Annotated in this window: 5 protein-coding genes; 4 read left to right on the top strand and 1 reads right to left on the bottom strand. The window is 41.5% G+C overall.

Going from position 1 to position 19,881, the window contains the following annotated elements:
* Positions 1-46 precede the first annotated feature (46 nt).
* Positions 47-895, bottom strand: a complete 849-nt coding sequence (locus F580_RS0109295) for a 4'-phosphopantetheinyl transferase family protein (RefSeq protein WP_019027448.1) — start codon at positions 893-895, stop codon at positions 47-49.
* Positions 896-1,358: 463 nt separating this feature from the next.
* On the opposite strand from F580_RS0109295, the gene F580_RS0109285 reads away from it, so the two are divergent.
* From F580_RS0109285 to F580_RS0109270, 4 genes are all read left to right on the top strand, one after another.
* Positions 1,359-2,240 (top strand): helix-turn-helix domain-containing protein, encoded by an 882-nt coding sequence (locus F580_RS0109285; protein ID WP_019027446.1) that lies wholly within the window; start codon positions 1,359-1,361, stop codon positions 2,238-2,240.
* Between the two features lie 6 nt (positions 2,241-2,246).
* Positions 2,247-10,487 carry a type I polyketide synthase gene (locus F580_RS0109280; protein ID WP_019027445.1) on the top strand — a complete coding sequence of 2,747 codons (8,241 nt, stop codon included), beginning with the start codon at positions 2,247-2,249 and terminating at the stop codon, positions 10,485-10,487.
* A complete protein-coding gene (locus F580_RS0109275) occupies positions 10,487-13,069 on the top strand; it encodes a PfaB family protein (protein WP_019027444.1) in 2,583 nt (860 codons plus the stop codon). Before F580_RS0109280 ends, F580_RS0109275 begins: the two co-directional genes overlap by 1 nt.
* Before the next feature lie 496 nt (positions 13,070-13,565).
* A complete protein-coding gene (locus tag F580_RS0109270; RefSeq protein WP_019027443.1) occupies positions 13,566-19,691 on the top strand; it encodes a hotdog fold thioesterase in 6,126 nt (2,041 codons plus the stop codon).
* Positions 19,692-19,881 lie beyond the last annotated feature (190 nt).

Genomic DNA, 19,881 nt, shown 5'->3' with positions numbered 1-19,881 from the left:
TTATTATTCCTTTAAAGTGGTCTGCACCATTAGAAAAAACGTTAACTTATATTTCCTGATAACCAAGTAAGGGCAGGGTATTGAAGCACCGTATTTGGTAATCAGTTTTCTGGTTTGCTGTTGTTGATCTCAACGATAAAGCAATTCTGTGCTGCTGTTTTTCATCTATTTCAATACTTGGGTACATTAACCAGCTACGCCAAATTTGGGGTTCATCAACTCTGTGCTCAGCAAAACTTAAACTAATATCCTGCTTGATAGTAAATGAATTTTGATGGCGTTGTGTCGTATCGTTAATGTTGAAGCTAAAGTCGGTAAGTGGTATCGCTAACCCTAAACCCCAGGCTTTAATATAAGACTCTTTTAAGGTCCAGTAATCAAAAAAGCGATTACGTTGTTGTACTTCTGGTAGGGCGAAAAGCTCAGTCGTTTCTTTTGGTGAAAAATAACGTTCAGCAATGGCTAATACATCATTACTTCGGCCGGTATTTTCAACATCACAGCCAATATCATCTTCAAGGGTTACTGCGCAAATAATGAGGTTCTTAGTATGGCTGATGTTAAATCGTAGCGGCAGCGGACAATTAACGATTTCTGGTTTATCTTTTTCGCCTTTTTCAAACTGCCAATCCTGCGGCGCTATATCCGCATAATAACTTAACAAATCACGGATAAAAGCGCGAGTAATCAAAGCATCGTGCCTGTCCTTAGCAAACTTATAGCGTTGCTGCTTGGCTGTTTCTTTATGGGTCAGTAATGTTGCGTAAGTTGCTAACAACTCATGCTTACCGAGTAATTGCTCTGGTTTGGTCATCCATAAATGAATTTCATTGTTAGTTAGGGTGAGCTTTTGTTTTGAGCGTGTTGCCAGTTCAGCTTGAGAAAAAGAGGTCATAAAGTATCGGTAGCTTGTGTTGTTTATTTAACGTGTGGTTAATGTTTCCAAAAAGATGATTTTATCATAAAGCGTTCAGAGGTAATTTGTTTTTATCCGTTTATTTAAACTTTCAGAATGTACAGCAAAATGGCTGTCTGTCTATAGTGCTAGCCACTGAAAGAAATTATCCATTAAGAGTAAAGGTATATTGCCGACTAGTCGAACAGAGGGGCTAATACCTTAGTCTATTTTGGTGGTAATATTGTCTCGGGTGATTGTGTTGGGTTTGAAACCTGTGTATATTAGCCGCGTTAAGTTATAAATTTGTCTATTTATCGATGAAAACACCCGATAAAAACACCCGATAAGAGTCTACAGATAAAAATGAGTAAGCAAACTATACCGTCTAACACTGCCGTTGAATATGAGCTGCAACCTTTTAATTATGCAAGTTTTGCCTTAAGCGATATCGGAATAATAAATGACTAAGCAACATGCCAATGCGACAACCACACCAGAGATGAGGGCGTTTATTCATGAGTCAGCATTACCGACTGCGGTGCTTGCCCGTTTACTGAAAATTTCAGAATCAACGGTGCGAAAATGGCGAAAACGAGAATCCCTTGCTGATGCCTCTCATGTGCCTAAGCAGTTAAATACCACATTAAGCGAAGCACAAGAATATGTGGTGGTTGAGCTTCGCACTCGTTTATTACTTTCTCTGGATGAATTATTAGCGGTCTGTAAACAATTTATTAATGTAAATGTTTCCCGGGCTGGTTTGCAGCGTTGCTTGAAGCGCCACGGCGTTTCACGCTTAGCTGATATGGAAGATAGTGGTGAATTTGTCGATGCCGACTCAGATGTCAATAATCCACTTACCGCTCCCGTGCAAGTCACCTTAGAAGATACCCTTGATCATCAAGTATTACTGTCAGATATTTCCCCTAAAGCGATGCGTGAAGTATTAAATCGCACCAATAATTTATCGGTAGAAGAAGTTGTACAAGTGAAAGTAACTCAACTGCCTGACTTTTTTGATAAAGAATCTACTAACGACTCAGGTCAAAAACAACAAAAAAAACGACGTTTGTTAGTGGCCAATGACCCCGCATCAGGTTGGGTCTATGTTGATATTTATGACGGTAATGAAGCCGATGCGGCTAGCCGTTACATGAGTTATGTGCTCACCAAAGCCCCATTCCATATCCGCCGAATTTTGGCGGGTAATTATACTGAATTTTTAAGTCGTTTTCGTTTATTGAACAATGCCACTAACAATACGATTGATGAAGCAAATCATCAAAGTGATGTTGGCCATTGTCATAGCGAAAATGCAAATGAATCCTCAACTGGAGAATAATCTACCATGGCTAAAACAACTAAACTGGCAAAAAAGCAAACGCCAGTAACTAAAGCAGTCAATGCTGAAAAATCACCTAACAAAGAGTCTAATTTAGGACTTAATGACGAACAACAATTTAATTCGCGTTTGCAAGAATGTCCTATTGCTATTGTTGGCATGGCCTCAATTTTTGCTGATGCAAAAAATCTAGAAGATTATTGGGACAATATTTTTGAGTCAGTCGATGGCATTAAAGATGTGCCGAGTGACCGCTGGGCGATTGATGACTATTATAATAGCGACCCAAAAGCGGCAGATAAAACCTATTGTAAACGTGGTGGTTTTTTACCAGAAATTGATTTTGACCCCATGGAGTTTGGTCTACCGCCAAATATCTTAGAATTAACCGATATAGCACAACTCTTATCACTCGTAGTTGCTCGTGATGTTTTAAATGATGCTGGCATTGGTGATGGCTCAGGTTATGACCGCGATAAAATAGGTATTACGCTAGGTGTCGGTGGTGGTCAGAAACAAATTTCACCACTAACGTCTCGTTTGCAAGGGCCAGTATTAGAAAAAGTTTTAAAAGCATCGGGTGTTGACGCCGAAGATCGCGCCATGATTATCGAAAAATTCAAGAAAGCTTATATCGGCTGGGAAGAAAATTCATTCCCAGGCATGTTAGGTAACGTTATTGCCGGTCGTATTGCTAACCGTTTTGACTTTGGTGGTACTAACTGTGTGGTTGATGCGGCGTGTGCTGGTTCATTAGCGGCGATTAAATTAGCGGTTTCTGACTTATTAGAGTACCGCTCTGAAGTGATGATCTCTGGTGGTGTCTGTTGTGATAACTCACCATTTATGTATATGTCGTTCTCAAAAACACCGGCCTTTACTACAGGTGAAGATATACGTCCGTTTGATAATGATTCAAAAGGCATGATGATCGGTGAAGGTATCGGCATGATGGCCTTTAAACGCTTAGAAGATGCTGAGCGTGATGGCGATAAAATTTATGCGGTACTTAAAGGTATTGGTACTTCTTCGGATGGTCGTTTTAAATCTATATACGCACCACGTCCAGACGGACAAGCTAAAGCATTAAAACGTGCCTATGATGATGCAGGTTTTGATCCAAGAAGCTGTGGTTTAATAGAAGCGCACGGTACAGGCACTAAAGCTGGAGATGCCGCTGAATTTGGTGGTTTAATTAAGCATTTCGGTTTAGATAATGAGCAAAAACAGCATATTGCTTTAGGCTCAGTAAAATCACAAATTGGCCATACCAAAGCCGCTGCTGGCTCTGCTGGTATGATTAAAGCCGTGTTAGCACTACATCATAAAGTATTGCCGGCAACCATTCATATCGATCAACCAAATACTTCGCTAGACATAGAAAATAGCCCAATGTATTTGAACAATGAAACCCGTCCGTGGATGGCGCGCGAAGACGGTTTACCACGTCGTGCTGGTGTTAGTTCCTTCGGTTTTGGTGGTACTAACTACCATATGGTATTAGAAGAGCATACACCAATAGCACAAGGGCAATACCGTTTAAATGCCGTAGCACAAACTATTTTAGTGACTGCCAGCAATGAGCAAGCCTTAGTTAGCACCTTAACCGAGTGGAAAAGCAAGTTAACGGTTGCTAGTGATGATCAGTCTTATGTTTTTAATGCTTTAGTAACGACAAATAGCTTATCAACACCGGCAAGTGATTTAGCCCGTTGTGGTTTTGTTGCTAAAAATGCTGATGAAGCTATTAAGATGATTGATGGTGCACTAAAACAGTTTTCGAGCAAAGTTGGCAGTGAAGAATGGTCGGTACCGACCGGAATTTATTTCCGTAAATCAGCGATAACAACTCAAGGCAAAGTGGTTGCACTTTTCTCAGGTCAAGGTTCACAATACGTCAATATGGGTCGCGAGTTAGCCTGTAACTTCCCAAGTGTTATGCAAGCCGCGCAAGATATGGATACTGAATTTGCTAATGCAGGTTTAGGGCAATTAACGCCGACCACTTATCCTATTCCAGTATTTAGTGATGATGCCCGTAAAGCACAAGATGAAGCTTTACGTTTAACGCAACATGCGCAACCAGCCATTGGCACCTTAAGTGTTGGTCTTTATAAAACCTTCACTAATGCTGGTTTTAAAGCTGACTTTACCGCAGGTCATAGTTTTGGTGAACTAACGGCACTTTGGGCCGCTGGTGTATTGAACGATAGTGATTATATGATGCTAGCGCGCAGTCGTGGTCAAGCCATGGCAGCACCAGAAGATAGTAGCGTAGATACCGGCACTATGATTGCCGTTGTCGGTGCACCGGACAAAGTAGCCGCTGACATAAAAGACATTAAAGATATTTCAATTGCTAATTACAATTCGAATAACCAAGTAGTGGTTGCCGGTGTAACTAGTCAAATAGCCATTGCTATTGAAGAGCTAAAAGCTAAAGGTTACAAGGTTGTGCCTTTACCGGTATCGGCAGCTTTCCATACGCCATTGGTTGGTCATGCACAAAAACCCTTTAGCGATGCTATCGATAACGCCAAGTTTAATAAGCCTGTTGTACCTGTCTATTCAAATGGCACGGCAAAAGCCCATTCAAACAAAGCCGCGGATATTAAAAAGAGTCTGAAAAAGCATATTTTAGAATCGGTTCATTTTAATGAAGAAATTGATAATATTTACGCGGATGGCGGTCGAGTATTTGTTGAGTTTGGTCCGAAAAATGTTTTAACCAAATTAGTTGAAAACATCTTAAAAGATAAAGACGATGTCGTTGCTATTGCCGTTAATGCTAATCCTAAAAAATCAGCTGATATGCAAATGCGCTTAGCCGCAGTGCAAATGGCGGTATTAGGTTTAGAGCTTAATGACATTGACCCATACAGCGCGGTAAAACGTCCATTAACTGCAGTTAAAATGTCACCATTGGCAATGAAACTGACAGGGGCATCTTATGTTAGCCCGAAAACCAAAAAAGCGTTTGATGATGCTTTAAATGATGGTTGGACTATTAAACAAGCGCATACTACACCGGTTGCTGTGCCAGAGGCGCAAGTTAAAATCGTAGAAAAAATTGTTGAAGTAGAGCGCATTGTTGAAGTAGAGAAAATTGTTTACGTCACTATGGATGGAAAAGTCGTCGATAGTACTGTTGTTGAAGGCAACGTTGCCGTTGGTACGCAAGTAGCTACACCAGTGCCAAGCCATAATGGCGATTTAGGCGCGAGTATTGAACGCAGTGTTAGCCAGTTTGTTGAACATCAACAGCAGTTGTTAAACGTACATGAACAATACATGCAAGGTCCAAAAGAATACGCTAAAACGTTTGATGCGGTTCTTTCTTCTCAAGAAGCCGGTGAGTTACCTGAAAGTCTCGACCGTACTTTAGGCATGTACCATGAGTTCCAATCAGAAACCTTACGTGTTCATGAGCAATATCTAAATAATCAAACCGATAATATGGCTGCTATGTTGTCTTCTGCTGAAACAAATGCACCAGCAGCACAAACTCCTGTTGCAATTAAAGCCGCTGAAGTTAAAGCGCCAGTATCTGCACCAACAACGCCAAAAGTAGCGCAAGTTACACAACCAGCGCCAGTAACTCCTGTTGCTGCTCCGGTTCAAAGCGTGGCAACCGCTGCTGCTCTTGCACCAGTGGCTGAAATCTCAGTAGCGGTTTCCGCTCCAGCAGCATCAATTGACCTTGAAGCTCTTGATTTACCGGCTATTGATTTACAAAAGATTCAAACAGTGATGCTGGAAGTAGTAGCTGAGAAAACCGGCTACCCAACTGAAATGCTTGAACTTGAAATGGACATGGAAGCAGACTTAGGTATTGACTCAATTAAACGTGTTGAAATCTTAGGCTCAGTACAAGAAATCATTAGCGATTTACCTGAACTTAATCCTGAAGATCTAGCCGAGTTACGTACCTTAGGTGAAATTGTTAACTACATGAAGTCAAAGGCTGAATCAGTTGCGCCAAGCGCGCCAGCACTTCACTTAGTTGAAACAACAGTTGCTGCAAGTGCACCAGCCATTGATTTAAAACACATTCAAAGCGTGATGATGGAAGTGGTTGCTGAAAAAACCGGTTACCCAACGGAAATGCTTGAACTTGAAATGGACATGGAAGCGGATTTAGGTATCGACTCAATCAAACGTGTTGAAATCTTAGGTGCTGTGCAAGAGACTATTCCAGACCTTCCTGAGCTTAATCCTGAAGATTTAGCAGAATTAAGAACGTTAGGTGAAATCGTTTCTTACATGCAAAGTAAAGTATCAGCCGATCCTGTAGCTGTTGTTAGCGCGCCAGCGAATGAAAGTGCAGCTGCACCAGCCATTGATTTAAAACACATCCAAAGCGTGATGATGGAAGTGGTTGCCGAAAAAACCGGTTACCCAACTGAAATGCTTGAGCTTGAAATGGATATGGAAGCAGACTTAGGTATCGACTCAATTAAACGTGTTGAAATCTTAGGTGCTGTGCAAGAGACTATTCCTGATTTGCCAGAGCTTAATCCTGAAGATTTAGCAGAATTAAGAACCTTAGGTGAAATTGTTTCCTACATGCAATCTAAAGTAGCTAGCACAAGTAATGCCCCTGCTTCAACAACAGCGAGTGTGCAAACTAATGAAAGCGCGCCAGCAATCGATTTAGCGCATATCCAAAGCGTGATGATGACAGTAGTAGCCGAAAAAACCGGTTACCCAACTGAAATGTTAGAGCTTGAAATGGATATGGAAGCAGATTTGGGTATTGACTCAATTAAGCGTGTTGAAATCTTAGGTGCTGTACAAGAAACCATCCCAGATTTGCCCGAGCTTAACCCTGAAGATTTAGCTGAGTTACGTACTTTAGGTGAAATCGTAAGTTACATGCAATCTAAAGTAGCAGCGACGCCTGTAGCTAGTTCGCCAGTTAGCGAGAGCAGCGCACCAGTTGCTACTACACCCGCCATTGACCTTGATTACATTCAAAGCGTAATGATGACAGTAGTAGCCGAGAAAACTGGTTACCCAACTGAAATGTTAGAGCTTGAAATGGATATGGAAGCAGACTTAGGTATTGACTCAATTAAACGTGTTGAAATCTTAGGTGCTGTACAAGAGACTATTCCAGATTTACCAGAGCTTAATCCAGAAGATTTAGCAGAGCTACGCACCTTAGGTGAAATTGTAAGTTATATGCAATCTAAAGTAGCTCCTACTGAACAAACTTCCGTTGAAAATAGTGTGGTAGAGAGTACTGAAGACTCAAGCACTCCGGCGATTGATGCTGATTATATTCAAAAAGTAATGATGACAGTAGTAGCCGAGAAAACTGGTTACCCAACTGAAATGTTAGAGCTTGAAATGGATATGGAAGCTGATTTGGGTATCGATTCAATCAAACGTGTTGAGATCTTAGGTGCAGTGCAAGAAACTATCCCAGACCTTCCTGAATTAAACCCAGAAGATTTAGCAGAGCTACGCACGTTAGGCGAAATCGTAAGTTATATGCAATCTAAAGTGTCACCAACAGAGCCAACACCACCTGGAACTAAAGCCGTGGTGCCTGTAGCTGAAAACGTTAGTGAAGTTAGCGCAAGCTTTCAAGGTGCGCCCAGTGCAACAGTGGCATTAACCGCATTATCTTCAATTAATAAAATCGTTCAAACCTTCGCTAGTAAAGAGCAAGGAGCTAATGCGCTAATCGTCGATGACGGTACTGGCGCAGCTGTTGCCTTAAGCGCTAAGCTTATTAAACAAGGTTGGCAGGTCACTGCATTAAAACCTAACTGGGTAGTTAGTAGCTCGAAAAAAGCCTTTAGCAAAGCTGTTAATGTTATTGAAATTGGCACAAGTGATAAAACACTTGATGAAGCACAAATTAAAGACATCATCGAGAGCAACGACCAACTTGATGCGGTTATTTACCTGCAAAGCCCTGGTCTTAAAGGAACTGCCCCTAAAGGTGAAAATTCCATTAATGTTATTGAATATCCTGAAGCGGCAAAACAAGGCTTAATGTTAGCTTTTGTTTTAGCTAAATTGTCTAAAGTAAAAGCAGCAACGAAAGCACGTGCTTCATTTGTTGTAGTAACACGTCAAGGTGGCGCGTTAGGTTTTGCTAATGCCGAGGGTGCGAATCAAGTTAAGGCCGATGTTAAAGCTGATTTAGTACAAGCCGGTTTAGCCGGTTTGGTTAAAACCATCAATCACGAGTGGAACGCAGGAAATGATAGTGTTTTCTGTCGAATCGTTGATTTATCAACTAAGTTAGCCGCAGATAAAGCGGCAACTATCATTAGTGATGAATTACTTGATATTGATACAACAACCATAGAAGTTGCTCACGATACTGACAACCTTAGCAACAACACGGGAACACGTTTAACGCTGACCGGTGTTGCTACCGACAGTTATGCACTTGCAACTGGCTCAAGTATTGATAACAACTCAGTATTTTTAGTTAGCGGCGGCGCAAAAGGCGTAACCGCTCATTGTGTTATCGAAATTGCCAAGCAATATCAGTCTAACTTTATCCTACTAGGTCGTAGTGTCTTTGACGAAAACGAGCCAAGCTGGGCACAAGGTATTACTGAAGAAGTTGCTTTGAAAAAAGCGGCGATGCAAGCCTTAATTGCTGCAGGTGATAAACCTACGCCAGTTAAAGTGACGCAATTTGTTCGTCCAGTATTGGCAAATCGTGAAATTGCCCAAACCTTAAAGGCAATTAAAGCCGCAGGTGGTCAAGCACAATATGCTGCCGCTGATGTCACTAACAGTGACAGTGTTACTGCTGCTGTTACGGAAATTAGCAAAAACTTTGGCGCTGACTATGGAAAAATTACCGGCATCATCCATGGTGCTGGCGTATTAGCTGATAAATTTATCGAGCAAAAAACCTTAGAAGAATTTAATGCGGTGTACAGCACAAAAATTGATGGTTTGTTATCGCTACTAGCGGCTACCGAGAATGAGAATATTAAACACCTAGTTTTATTCTCATCAGCTGCTGGTTTCTATGGCAACCCTGGTCAGTCTGATTACTCTATCGCTAACGATATTTTAAATAAAACCGCTTATCGCTTTAAAGCGTTAAACCCAAGTGCGCAAGTGCTTAGCTTTAACTGGGGGCCTTGGGATGGTGGCATGGTAACACCTGAGCTTAAACGTATGTTTAACGACCGTGGTGTTTACATCATTCCGCTTGATGCCGGCGCAAAATTGTTGGTCAGTGAATTAGCGGCGGACAATAACCGTTGTGCACAAATTCTTGTTGGTAATGACCTTTCTAAAGACCAAGCTAAGGATAAAAGTAAAGATCAAGCAGAAGGTGGCTCTGTAAAAAAGCCACAAGTTAGTCGCTTAACAATAAGTGTTAATAAAACACTTTTAGCGACTAACAATGCCTTTTTAGCTGACCACACTATTGGTGATGACCAAGTATTACCTACCGTGTGTGCTATTGCTTGGATGAGTGAGGCGGCGACAGCTGCCTACACTGGTTTTCATTATCAAGGTTTAGATAATTACAAGTTGTTCAAAGGCATCATCTTTGATGGCAATGAAGCGAGTGATTATCAAATTGATATGAACGCAGAGCTTATTAACGACAGTTTGATTGTTGATAGTAAAATTTCAAGCGTCAACGCTGATGGTAAATTGGTATTTCATTATGGCGCTCAGTTGACGTTAGTAAATGAGCTAGCCGTTAGTCCAACGGTTGAATTAACAATACCAGCTACAGGTGAAACGGCAGCAGAGTTGTACAGTAACGGTACTTTATTCCATGGGCCAAGCTTACAAGGTATTAGTGAAATACTTGAGTGTAACGAGCAAGGTTTATTACTCAGTTGCCAAGTACCTGAAGTTGCCAGTGCTAAGCAAGGTGAATTCGCTGTGCCATGTTTAGGCAATATCATGGGTAAAAACCAAAGTAACATTTTCGCCAATGACATTGCTTACCAAGCAATGTTGGTCTGGGTGAAGAAACAGCTTGGCTTAGGTAGTTTACCGTCAAGTACACAAAGCTGGACGGTATATCGTGAAGTGGCGCTAGGTGAACGTTTTTACCTGCAGTTAAAAGTCGTTAAAAGCTCAGCAAAAGGTAAGCAACGTGGTTCGTTAGTGGCTGATATACAATTTATTGCTGAAAATAAGCAAGTATTGTCTGAGTTAAAATCAGCTAAAGTTACTGCTAGTGCCAACTTAAACGACTTATTTCTTCCTAAAGTAGCGCCTAAAAGTGAGAAAACAAGTTAATGGCAATAAGTAATTATAACAGTGCCATTATTGGTTTAGATGCGCAATTTGGAAATCAATTCGCTGTTCAAGATAATATTGACTGTGTGGAGCGAGCTCTTTACTTGGGTAAAGGGTTAGGTAATAGCTTGGCTAAAGAGCAGGCTATTCCTTTAGAAAACAGCCTTGAACTTAGCTGTTTAGCTGCCGTAGAGCGAATGGCGCTTGCTAACCAAGTTCCTTGCGCTGATATCAAGGTTATCGTGCTTGTTCAAAACGAAGCAAGCCAAAAAGTCGATATTGAGAATGCTGTTGTGGTTAGCTCATTAGCCAAGGCCATGTTACAAATTGAAAAGCTTATTTCGCAAAATGCCTTAGTGGCATTAGTTGGCGTTAACCTAGCCAAAAGTAACCTATCTAAAAGCGTTACTGAAACAGATTTAGCCGCAGAACCATTAGCTACTAACAGTTTTGATGAGACTTTTGCAGGTTATCAGAACTGTCATGGTTTGGCCGCCTTGTTATTTTCATCGGTAAGTTTTGCGCAAAGTAATAACAGTTATGTTTACTCATGGCTAAAAGGCTTTGCCGTTGGTGATGAGGTCACTAATTCTACTGAGGTGAAAAAGGTTACTGCATCAGCACTAGATAATGCTCAAGTTAGCGCTAATGATATTGGTTTATTAGAAGTCTCAGCTTTGGCGGATAGTAAGCTTGCCACAGCAGAGTCTAATGGTTTAATTGCCAGTTATGCTGATGAAGAAAAACTAAGCACTGCAGTTTCTTGTGCTCGTAGCGTTACGGGTGAGGGCGAAGGCTTTTCACAAGTATTTGGTTTACTGCGCAGCGTTATTGCCTTGCAGCAACGTTATATTCCGGCAATAAGTGATTGGCAGCAGCCTATAGCAAGTGAATTACAAAACTGGCAAGACTCAAGTTTTTACCTGGCTACCGAGGCTCGACCTTGGTATCCACATCCAGAGGGTAATGCTCATCTGGCCGCTTATAGTTGTTTAGCTGCTAATAATAATGATTACTGTCATTTAATCCTTGCAGAAAATAAGCTTACTAGTAGCAGTGAAAAGCATCCTAGCGAAGATATTCGCCATAATGGCTTTATTGCTAGCAGTGCTTTGAAAATGGTACTGGTGGCAGCAGATAATCAGCAAAGCTTATTATCAAAGCTCACTGAGCTTGAAAGTTCCCTCCAAAAGCATGCGCAATCAATTCAAGCTATTGCGCTCAGTTATTACCAGCAAGCTAAATCTATAAAAAATACATACAGCATTGTCTTGTTATGTGAATCAAAAATCGAGTTATTAAAAGAAGTAGATTCGGCTAAGTCAGGCATTGTTACTGCATTTGAAACAGATAAAGAATGGCGAACGCCAAAAGGCAGTTATTTTACTCCCAAGCCGGTAAATAGCGATTTAACTGTAAGTGAAGGCTCCAACAATGTTTCGTTTTTATATCCGGGCATTGGCGCAACTTATGTGGGTTTGGGTCGTGATTTGTTTCACTTATTCCCAGAAATCCACCAAGATGTAGCTGATTTAGCCGAAGATATTGGCGCCAGTTTAAAGGATCAATTATTAAACCCACGCACTATTGTTCGTCCTAGCTTTAAAGAATTAAAACAGCTTGATTTAAACTTGCGTGGCAACTTGGCCGATATCGCCGAAGCAGGCGTTGGTTTTGCTTGTGTTTTCACTAAGGTATTTGAGAACGTTTTTAAGGTAAAAGCAGATTATGCGACTGGCTATAGCATGGGTGAAGTTAGCATGTACGCCGCGCTTGGCGCTTGGCAACAACCGGGTTTAATGAGCGCGCGACTGGCTAACTCAAGTACATTTAATGAACGTTTATGTGGTGATTTACTTACCCTACGTGAGCATTGGCACTTGCCTGAGCTGACGGGTGAAGGTTCTTTAAAAGCTAAGGAACTGATTTGGGAAACGTATACCATCAAGGCAACACTTGATGACGTTATAACAGCCAGTGAAGGTGAAGACCGTGTTTATTGCACCATCATTAATACCCCCGACAGTTTATTATTAGCGGGTTATCCCGCAGCCTGTCTTCGCGTCATTAAAAAACTCGGCGTGCGTGCCATGGCATTAAACATGGCCAATGCTATTCATAGTGCACCGGCCAAAAAAGAATACCAAGACATGGTTGAGCTATACACCATGGCGGTAAATCCACGCTTGCCAACCAAGATGTATTCAAGTTCGTGTTATTTACCTGTACCACAGCTTAGTAAGGCTATCGCCCACAGTGTCGCTAAATGTTTGTGTGACCGAGTAGATTTCCCTCGTTTGATCAATACCATGCATGACCAAGGTGCACGGGTATTTATTGAAATGGGACCAGGTCGCTCATTGTGTAGTTGGACCGATAAAATTTTAGACTTTCAAGGTGCTGTTGAAGGTGACACAGAAAGTAAAGTTACCAATAAACCACGCGTTGCTGTGCCGGTAAATGCTAAAGGCACCAGTGATGAGTTAACCTATTTTAGAGCGTTGGCAAAGTTAATCAGCCATGGCGTGACACTTGATATCAACACCTTATTTAAAGGCTCGATAATCGTGCAGAAGAATTAAGAATAAATAAAACTGGATACCCGACAATAGACCTCGGGTATGACGTGAAACGGATAGGCACTAGGTTATGACGTAAACCGGTAGGCACTTGTCTCACAGCCGTCAATAACGAATGTGAAGTATGGTGAGGTGACTTGCCTATCGCCGTCATCCCCGAAGTGTCTAGTCGGGGATCCATGTTTTTGATGTTTAAGTAGTAGAATTGTAAATAAAATTGGATACAGGACAATAGGCTCCATGCATTGTCTATTAATTACGTCCACGCCATGTCCGACAATAAATCTCGGCTATGGCGTAAAAACGTTAAAAAGAATTATACCAGTTTGATTAAGTTTGTGATCTTGTTGTGCATAGGGAAAATAAATCAGGGCAAGGCGCTCGATTGAGCAATAGCTGGCTATTGGGATTGAGAGCAACGCTGACATGGAGTATTTTAACCAGCACAAGTGAGCAATAATTTAATCAAATTGGTATTACAAAAGTTTTCGAGGAAAGTATGGAAAATATTGCTGTAGTAGGTATTGCTAATTTATTCCCCGGCTCAAGTGCGCCGGAAGAATTTTGGCAGCAACTACTTAAAAAACAAGATTGTCGAAGCCAAGCCACTAAAGAGCAAATGGGTGTCGATCCGGCCAAGTACACCGGCAAGAAAGGTGATACAGATAAGTTTTACTGTGTGCAGGGCGGTTATATCCGTGGTTTCGATTTTGATGCCAGTGCTTTCGTTAACACAAATGGTAAAATAGAGGGTAAAGAGAGCGGTAAAAACAATGCTCAAAGCCAAAATGGCTTAACGGCAGATTATCTTAATCAATTAGATGATTTAAATCAGTGGGCCTTATATGTCACCCAACAAGCATTAACCGATGCCGGTTATTGGGGCAGTGATAAACTTGAACACTGTGGCGTGATTTTAGGGAATTTATCCTTTCCAACCAAGTCATCTAATCACTTGTTTATGCCGCTTTATCACCAGGTTGTTGATGGCGCATTAAAGCAGATACTCAATAAAGATTTTCAGCTAAGTCACTTTTCCGATAGCGACATTGCCGATAATAATATTCATGCCGACAATGCTTTAGTTGCCGGCTACCCTTCGGCTTTACTTGCTAAAGCAGCGGGTTTAGGTGGCACACACTTTTCGCTTGATGCCGCTTGTGCATCAAGTTGTTATTCAGTGAAATTAGCCTGTGATTACCTGCATACTGGCAAGGCTGACATGATGTTAGCTGGCGCGGTTTCTGGCGCTGATCCTATGTTTGTCAATATGGGTTTCTCAATTTTCCAAGCCTATCCGGCCAACAATATTCACGCCCCGTTTGATAAAAACTCTCAAGGTTTATTTGCCGGCGAAGGCGCTGGCATGATGGTGCTTAAGCGCCATAGTGATGCGGTACGAGATGGCGATACAATTCACGCTATTATCAAAGGCGGCGCATTATCGAATGATGGTAAAGGCGAGTTCGTCTTAAGCCCAAATACCAAAGGGCAAGTTTTAGTTTACGAACGTGCCTATGATAATGCCGGTGTTGATCCACGTGATGTTGATTACATTGAATGTCATGCAACGGGCACGCCCAAGGGTGATAACGTTGAGCTTGGCTCAATGGATACATTTTTTAGTCGTTTCCCTCGAGAAAATGGCAATAAACCCTTGCTTGGCTCGGTAAAGTCTAACTTAGGTCACTTGCTTACCGCCGCAGGTATGCCGGGCATGACCAAGGCGATTTGGGCGCTTAAAGAAGCTAAAATTCCAGCAACGATCAACCTAAATGAGCCACTAAGCTCGAAAAAAGGTTATTTAAGTGGCGCTCAAATGCCAACAGATACCATCGATTGGCCACGGTCTTCAAGCAGTAAAGCCAACGGTAAAGCAAACAGTAAGCCAAGAACGGCTGGGGTTAGTGTTTTTGGCTTTGGTGGCTCTAATGCTCATTTGGTATTGCAAGAGCCAACACAAACCCTAACACCGGTAACTAGCACAGTGAAAGCCCGTGAGCCGTTAGCGATTATTGGTATGGACGCGCACTTTGGTGGCGCTAAAGATTTGGCCAGTTTTAAAACGCTGATTCAAAGTAATGGTAATACCTTTAGAGAATTACCAACTAAACGTTGGAAAGGCATTGAGAAAAACACTGAAGTGATGAATGCCTTATCTTTAACGAAAGCGCCAGTAGGCGGCTACGTTGAAGATTTCGATATCGACTTCTTACGCTTTAAAGTGCCGCCTAATGAGCAAGACTGTTTAATTCCACAGCAACTTATGATGATGAAAGTTGCTGATAATGCCGCTAAAGATGCTGGCCTTAAAGAAGGCAGCAATGTTGCGGTATTAGTCGCTATGGGCATTGAATTAGAGCTACATCAATACCGTGGTCGCGTTAATTTAAGTACACAAATTGAAGAAAGTTTGCAACAACAAGGTGTTAGTTTAAGTGATGAGCAACGCGAAACTTTAACCAATATCGCCAAAGATGGAGTCGCTTTTGCTGCTCAGCTAAATCAATATACCAGCTTTATTGGTAATATTATGGCGTCACGTATCTCGGCATTATGGGATTTTTCTGGCCCCGCTATTACCTTGTCGGCAGAAGAAAACTCTGTTTATCGTTGTGTTGAATTAGCCGAAAACTTATTCCAAACCTCAGATATTGATGCGGTGATTATTGCCTCAGTTGATTTAGCCGGCTCGATAGAAAATATCACCTTAAGACAGCACTATGGCAAGGTAGCCGTTGACCAACAAAATTCAAACAATGTTCTTAATCAAGAGCAATGGTCAGTAGGCGAGGGCGCGGCTGCTTTTGTAGTTAAACCAGCATCCCAAGTAAATGAAAAGCAAATATACGCCACTATCGACAGCATTAGCTTTGCTAACGGCTGCGATGAACAGGCGATTGTTAAAGCGGCCAATAAGTCGTTAGCCATTGCAGGACTTAGCGCCGCAGACATCAGCAGTGTTGAAGCTCACGCTAGTGGTTTTATTAGCGAGAATGCCGCAGAAAAGCAAGCACTACCAAAACTCTATTCAGGTAAAATTATCAGTTCGGTTAAAAGCAATATTGGCCATACCTTTAATGCCTCAGGTGTTGCAAGTATCGTTAAATCTGCGCTGCTTTTAAATGACAAAGTATTAGATGAGCGTTCAGCTAAAACGAATACAGCGACTCACATTGCCCGTTCCCATATAGCAATTAACGGTTTAGGTAAAGATGAAAGCTGTGCCCACCTTATTTTATCGTCAAGTAAGCATGCCCATCAGTCAGCACCTGCAACGGTAACAGGCAAGATAAGACCTAAGTTAATTAAAACCATTTCCTTAGGCGGTAATTCAATTTTCGATGCTATTGTCGCTAAAGGGCAATTAGCAGAAATGGCGAGTATTAAACAAACGTTTGCAGGCAAAGTTTTAGCACCGGTAAAACACAGCATTAACTTAACTAATTTACCGCCTAAGCTGCTTGTCCAACAACAAAGACAAATACAAAACAAAGCTCAAGCACAAGCACAAGCACAAGCACAAACTCAAACACAAATTCAAGACACTAGTCAAAGTAAAACACGATCAAAAATCGTAACTGGAGCACAAGTGAAAAGTACCTCTCAAGCGACTATTAAAAGCAATGTAAAACATAAGGCCAGTAAAGAAATTTATCAAGAATCTGCCACCCATCAGGCGTTTTTAACCACTCGCCAAGTGGCTGGTCAGCAAATTTCTAAGCTGTTAGCAATGCAAGCCAATGTTAGTTCAGGCTTACCTGCGTATGCTGCCACCCCTCAGTCAGTAACATCTCAGTCAGTAATGCCAACGGCTCATACACCGGAGCTTTCGGTTGTTAGTTCAAATGAACAAACGGTTGATTTAGTTGAGGCAAATAAATACTGGGCTGAACAGTCTGGTTTTAACGGTTCCTTTAAAGTGAAAGGACCTAAAGGGTATAGTTATCCTCCACTGCAACTAGAAGAACGCTTTAACCAACCTGAAAATATTATTTGGGATACCGCAGACTTAGTTGAATTTGCTGAAGGTGATATCGCCAAAGTATTTGGTGATGAATATAAAATCATTGATAGCTACTCACGTCGAGTTCGTTTGCCAACCACGGATTATTTATTGGTATCGCGTGTTACTGAGCTTGAAGCAACGGTAAACGAATATAAAAAATCATACATGTGCACCGAGTATGATATCCCTGTTGATGCGCCATTTTTAATTGACGGTCAAATTCCGTGGTCAGTATCGGTAGAGTCAGGACAATGTGATTTATTGTTGATTTCTTATATTGGCATTGATTTTCAAGCCAAAGGCGAGCGAGTTTATCGACTGCTTGATTGTGAATTAACCTTTTTAGAAGAAATGGCTTTTGGCGGCGAAACGCTGCGTTACGAAATTCACATTGATTCTTATGCGAGAAATGGTGAGCAGTTATTATTCTTCTTCCACTACGACTGTTATGTTGGTGATAAAAAAGTATTAATCATGCGTAAGGGTTGTGCCGGCTTCTTTACTGACGATGAATTAAAAGACGGCAAAGGTGTTATTCATAACGATAAAGACAAAGCAGAGTTCGCTAATGCGGTTAAAACATCATTTACACCATTGTTAACTCGTCCACGTGATCAATATGATTACAATGACATGATGAAGTTAGTCAATGGTGATGTGGCAGGCTGTTTTGGCAGTGATTATGATCAACAAGGTCGTAACCCATCAATCAAGTTTTCATCAGAAAAATTCTTAATGATTGAACGTATTATCAGTGTTGACGCTAGCGGCGGACATTGGGGTTTAGGTGTTGTTGAAGGGCAAAAAGATTTAGCACCGGATCATTGGTACTTCCCATGTCACTTTAAGGGTGATGAAGTAATGGCCGGCTCATTAATGAGTGAAGGTTGTGGTCAAATGGCGATGTTCTTTATGTTGTCACTAGGCATGCACGCCAATATGAACAATGCTCGCTTCCAGCCTATGCCAGGTGAGTCGCAAACGGTTCGTTGTCGTGGTCAAGTTCAGCCGCAGCATAATACGTTGACTTACCGTATGGAAGTCACTGAAATGGGCATGCAGCCATATCCATACCTTAAAGCAAATATAGATATTCTTTTAGATGGCAAAGTGGTGGTTGATTTTAAAAACTTGGCGATGATGATCACCGAGCAAGATGAAAATTCTCCTTACCCAGTCACCTTGCCTGACAATGTAATTTTAGTGAGTAAAAATACTGTTGAAAGCACAGTTGAAAGCAACGTTGCAAGCGCAGTCGAGAATACGATTAATAGTACGGTTGATAGTAGCGAGTTAGATGAACGTGGCATTAACCCATTTAAGCACATTGAACGCCCGTTAATGAAAGTGATGTCTGACTTTGACGCGCCAAAAGAAAAGGGCGTAACCCCGATTCAACATTTTGAAGCGCCTATGCTAGCCGGACAAAATCGCGTGCCTAATACTGCGCCGTTTACCCCGTGGCATATGTTTGAATTTGCTACCGGTAATATCTCAAAATGTTTTGGCCCCGATTTTGACGTTTATAAAGGCCGTATACCGCCGCGCACGCCATGTGGTGATTTACAAGTAGTGACGCAAGTGGTTGAAGTACAAGGCACACGTTTAGATTTGAAAAAACCATCAAGCTGTATCGCCGAATATTTTGTACCGGATGACGCTTGGTATTTTACTAAAAACAGCGTTAATAACTGGATGCCATATTCGTTAATCATGGAAATTGCCTTACAACCGAACGGCTTTATTTCTGGTTACATGGGCACCACCTTAGTTTACCCAGAAAAAGATTTATTCTTCCGTAACCTTGACGGCAGTGGTGATTTGCTTAAACAAGTTGATTTACGCAACAAAACCATTGTTAATAAATCAGCCTTGTTAAGCACTACCATGGCGGGTGGTATGATCATTCAAAGTTTCACCTTTGAGCTTTATGTAAAAGATGACAGTAAAGCGGCACAAGATCTTGCCAGTCATGACTTGTTCTATAAAGGCACGGCAGTATTTGGTTACTTCGGCAGCGATGCCTTAACCAATCAACTGGGCATAGATAACGGTAAAGTCACCTATCCATGGTTTGTTGATAACAATACGCCGAAAAATGATATTGAAGTGTTTGACTTAACCGATAAAGGGTTAGCTTTATATCAAGCACCAGCGAGCAAACCGCATTACAAACTTGCCGGCGGTCAAATGAACTTTATCGATACCGTTTCAATTGTTGAAGGTGGTGGTAAAGCAGGGGTTGCTTATGTTCATGGTGAACGTACCATTGATGCCACTGATTGGTTCTTCCGTTACCACTTCCATCAAGATCCGGTCATGCCAGGCTCATTAGGTGTAGAAGCCATTATTGAATTAATGCAAACCTACGCTTTGAAAAATGATTTAGGTAAAGCTTTTACTAACCCAAGATTTATCGCACCAGCAACCTTAGTGAAATGGAAATACCGCGGTCAGATCACACCACTAAATAAACAAATGTCACTTGATGTGCATATCACCGATATCGTTAAATCGAATGGTGAAGTACGTTTAATCGGTGATGCTAATTTATCGAAAGATGGTTTAAGAATATACGAAGTGAAAGATATTGTGCTGAGTATTGTAGAGGCTTAAGTCAAAGCTCAATAGCGAGAAAAAGGATACAGGATAATATGCTCCATGCATTATCTAATAAGTGGCATCCGTGCCTCGTCCGTCAATAGAACTCGGATAAGACATGAACGAGATTAGTGAGTTAACACATGGATACCCGACAAGATACTTCGGGTATGACGTAATAAGCAGAGAATTTGTTTAATCGCTA

The sequence above is a fragment of the Colwellia piezophila ATCC BAA-637 genome (genome assembly GCF_000378625.1).
Classification (GTDB): domain Bacteria; phylum Pseudomonadota; class Gammaproteobacteria; order Enterobacterales; family Alteromonadaceae; genus Colwellia; species Colwellia piezophila.
This window is presented reverse-complemented; position numbering and strand designations above follow the sequence as displayed.

What these genes read in the sequence shown, in the direction of transcription:
- F580_RS0109295 (WP_019027448.1), bottom strand. Translation starts at nt 895, where the DNA reads ATGACCTCTTTTTCTCAAGCTGAACTGGCAACACGCTCAAAACAAAAG.
- F580_RS0109285 (WP_019027446.1), top strand. Translation starts at nt 1,359, where the DNA reads ATGACTAAGCAACATGCCAATGCGACAACCACACCAGAGATGAGGGCG.
- F580_RS0109280 (WP_019027445.1), top strand. Translation starts at nt 2,247, where the DNA reads ATGGCTAAAACAACTAAACTGGCAAAAAAGCAAACGCCAGTAACTAAA.
- F580_RS0109275 (WP_019027444.1), top strand. Translation starts at nt 10,487, where the DNA reads ATGGCAATAAGTAATTATAACAGTGCCATTATTGGTTTAGATGCGCAA.
- F580_RS0109270 (WP_019027443.1), top strand. Translation starts at nt 13,566, where the DNA reads ATGGAAAATATTGCTGTAGTAGGTATTGCTAATTTATTCCCCGGCTCA.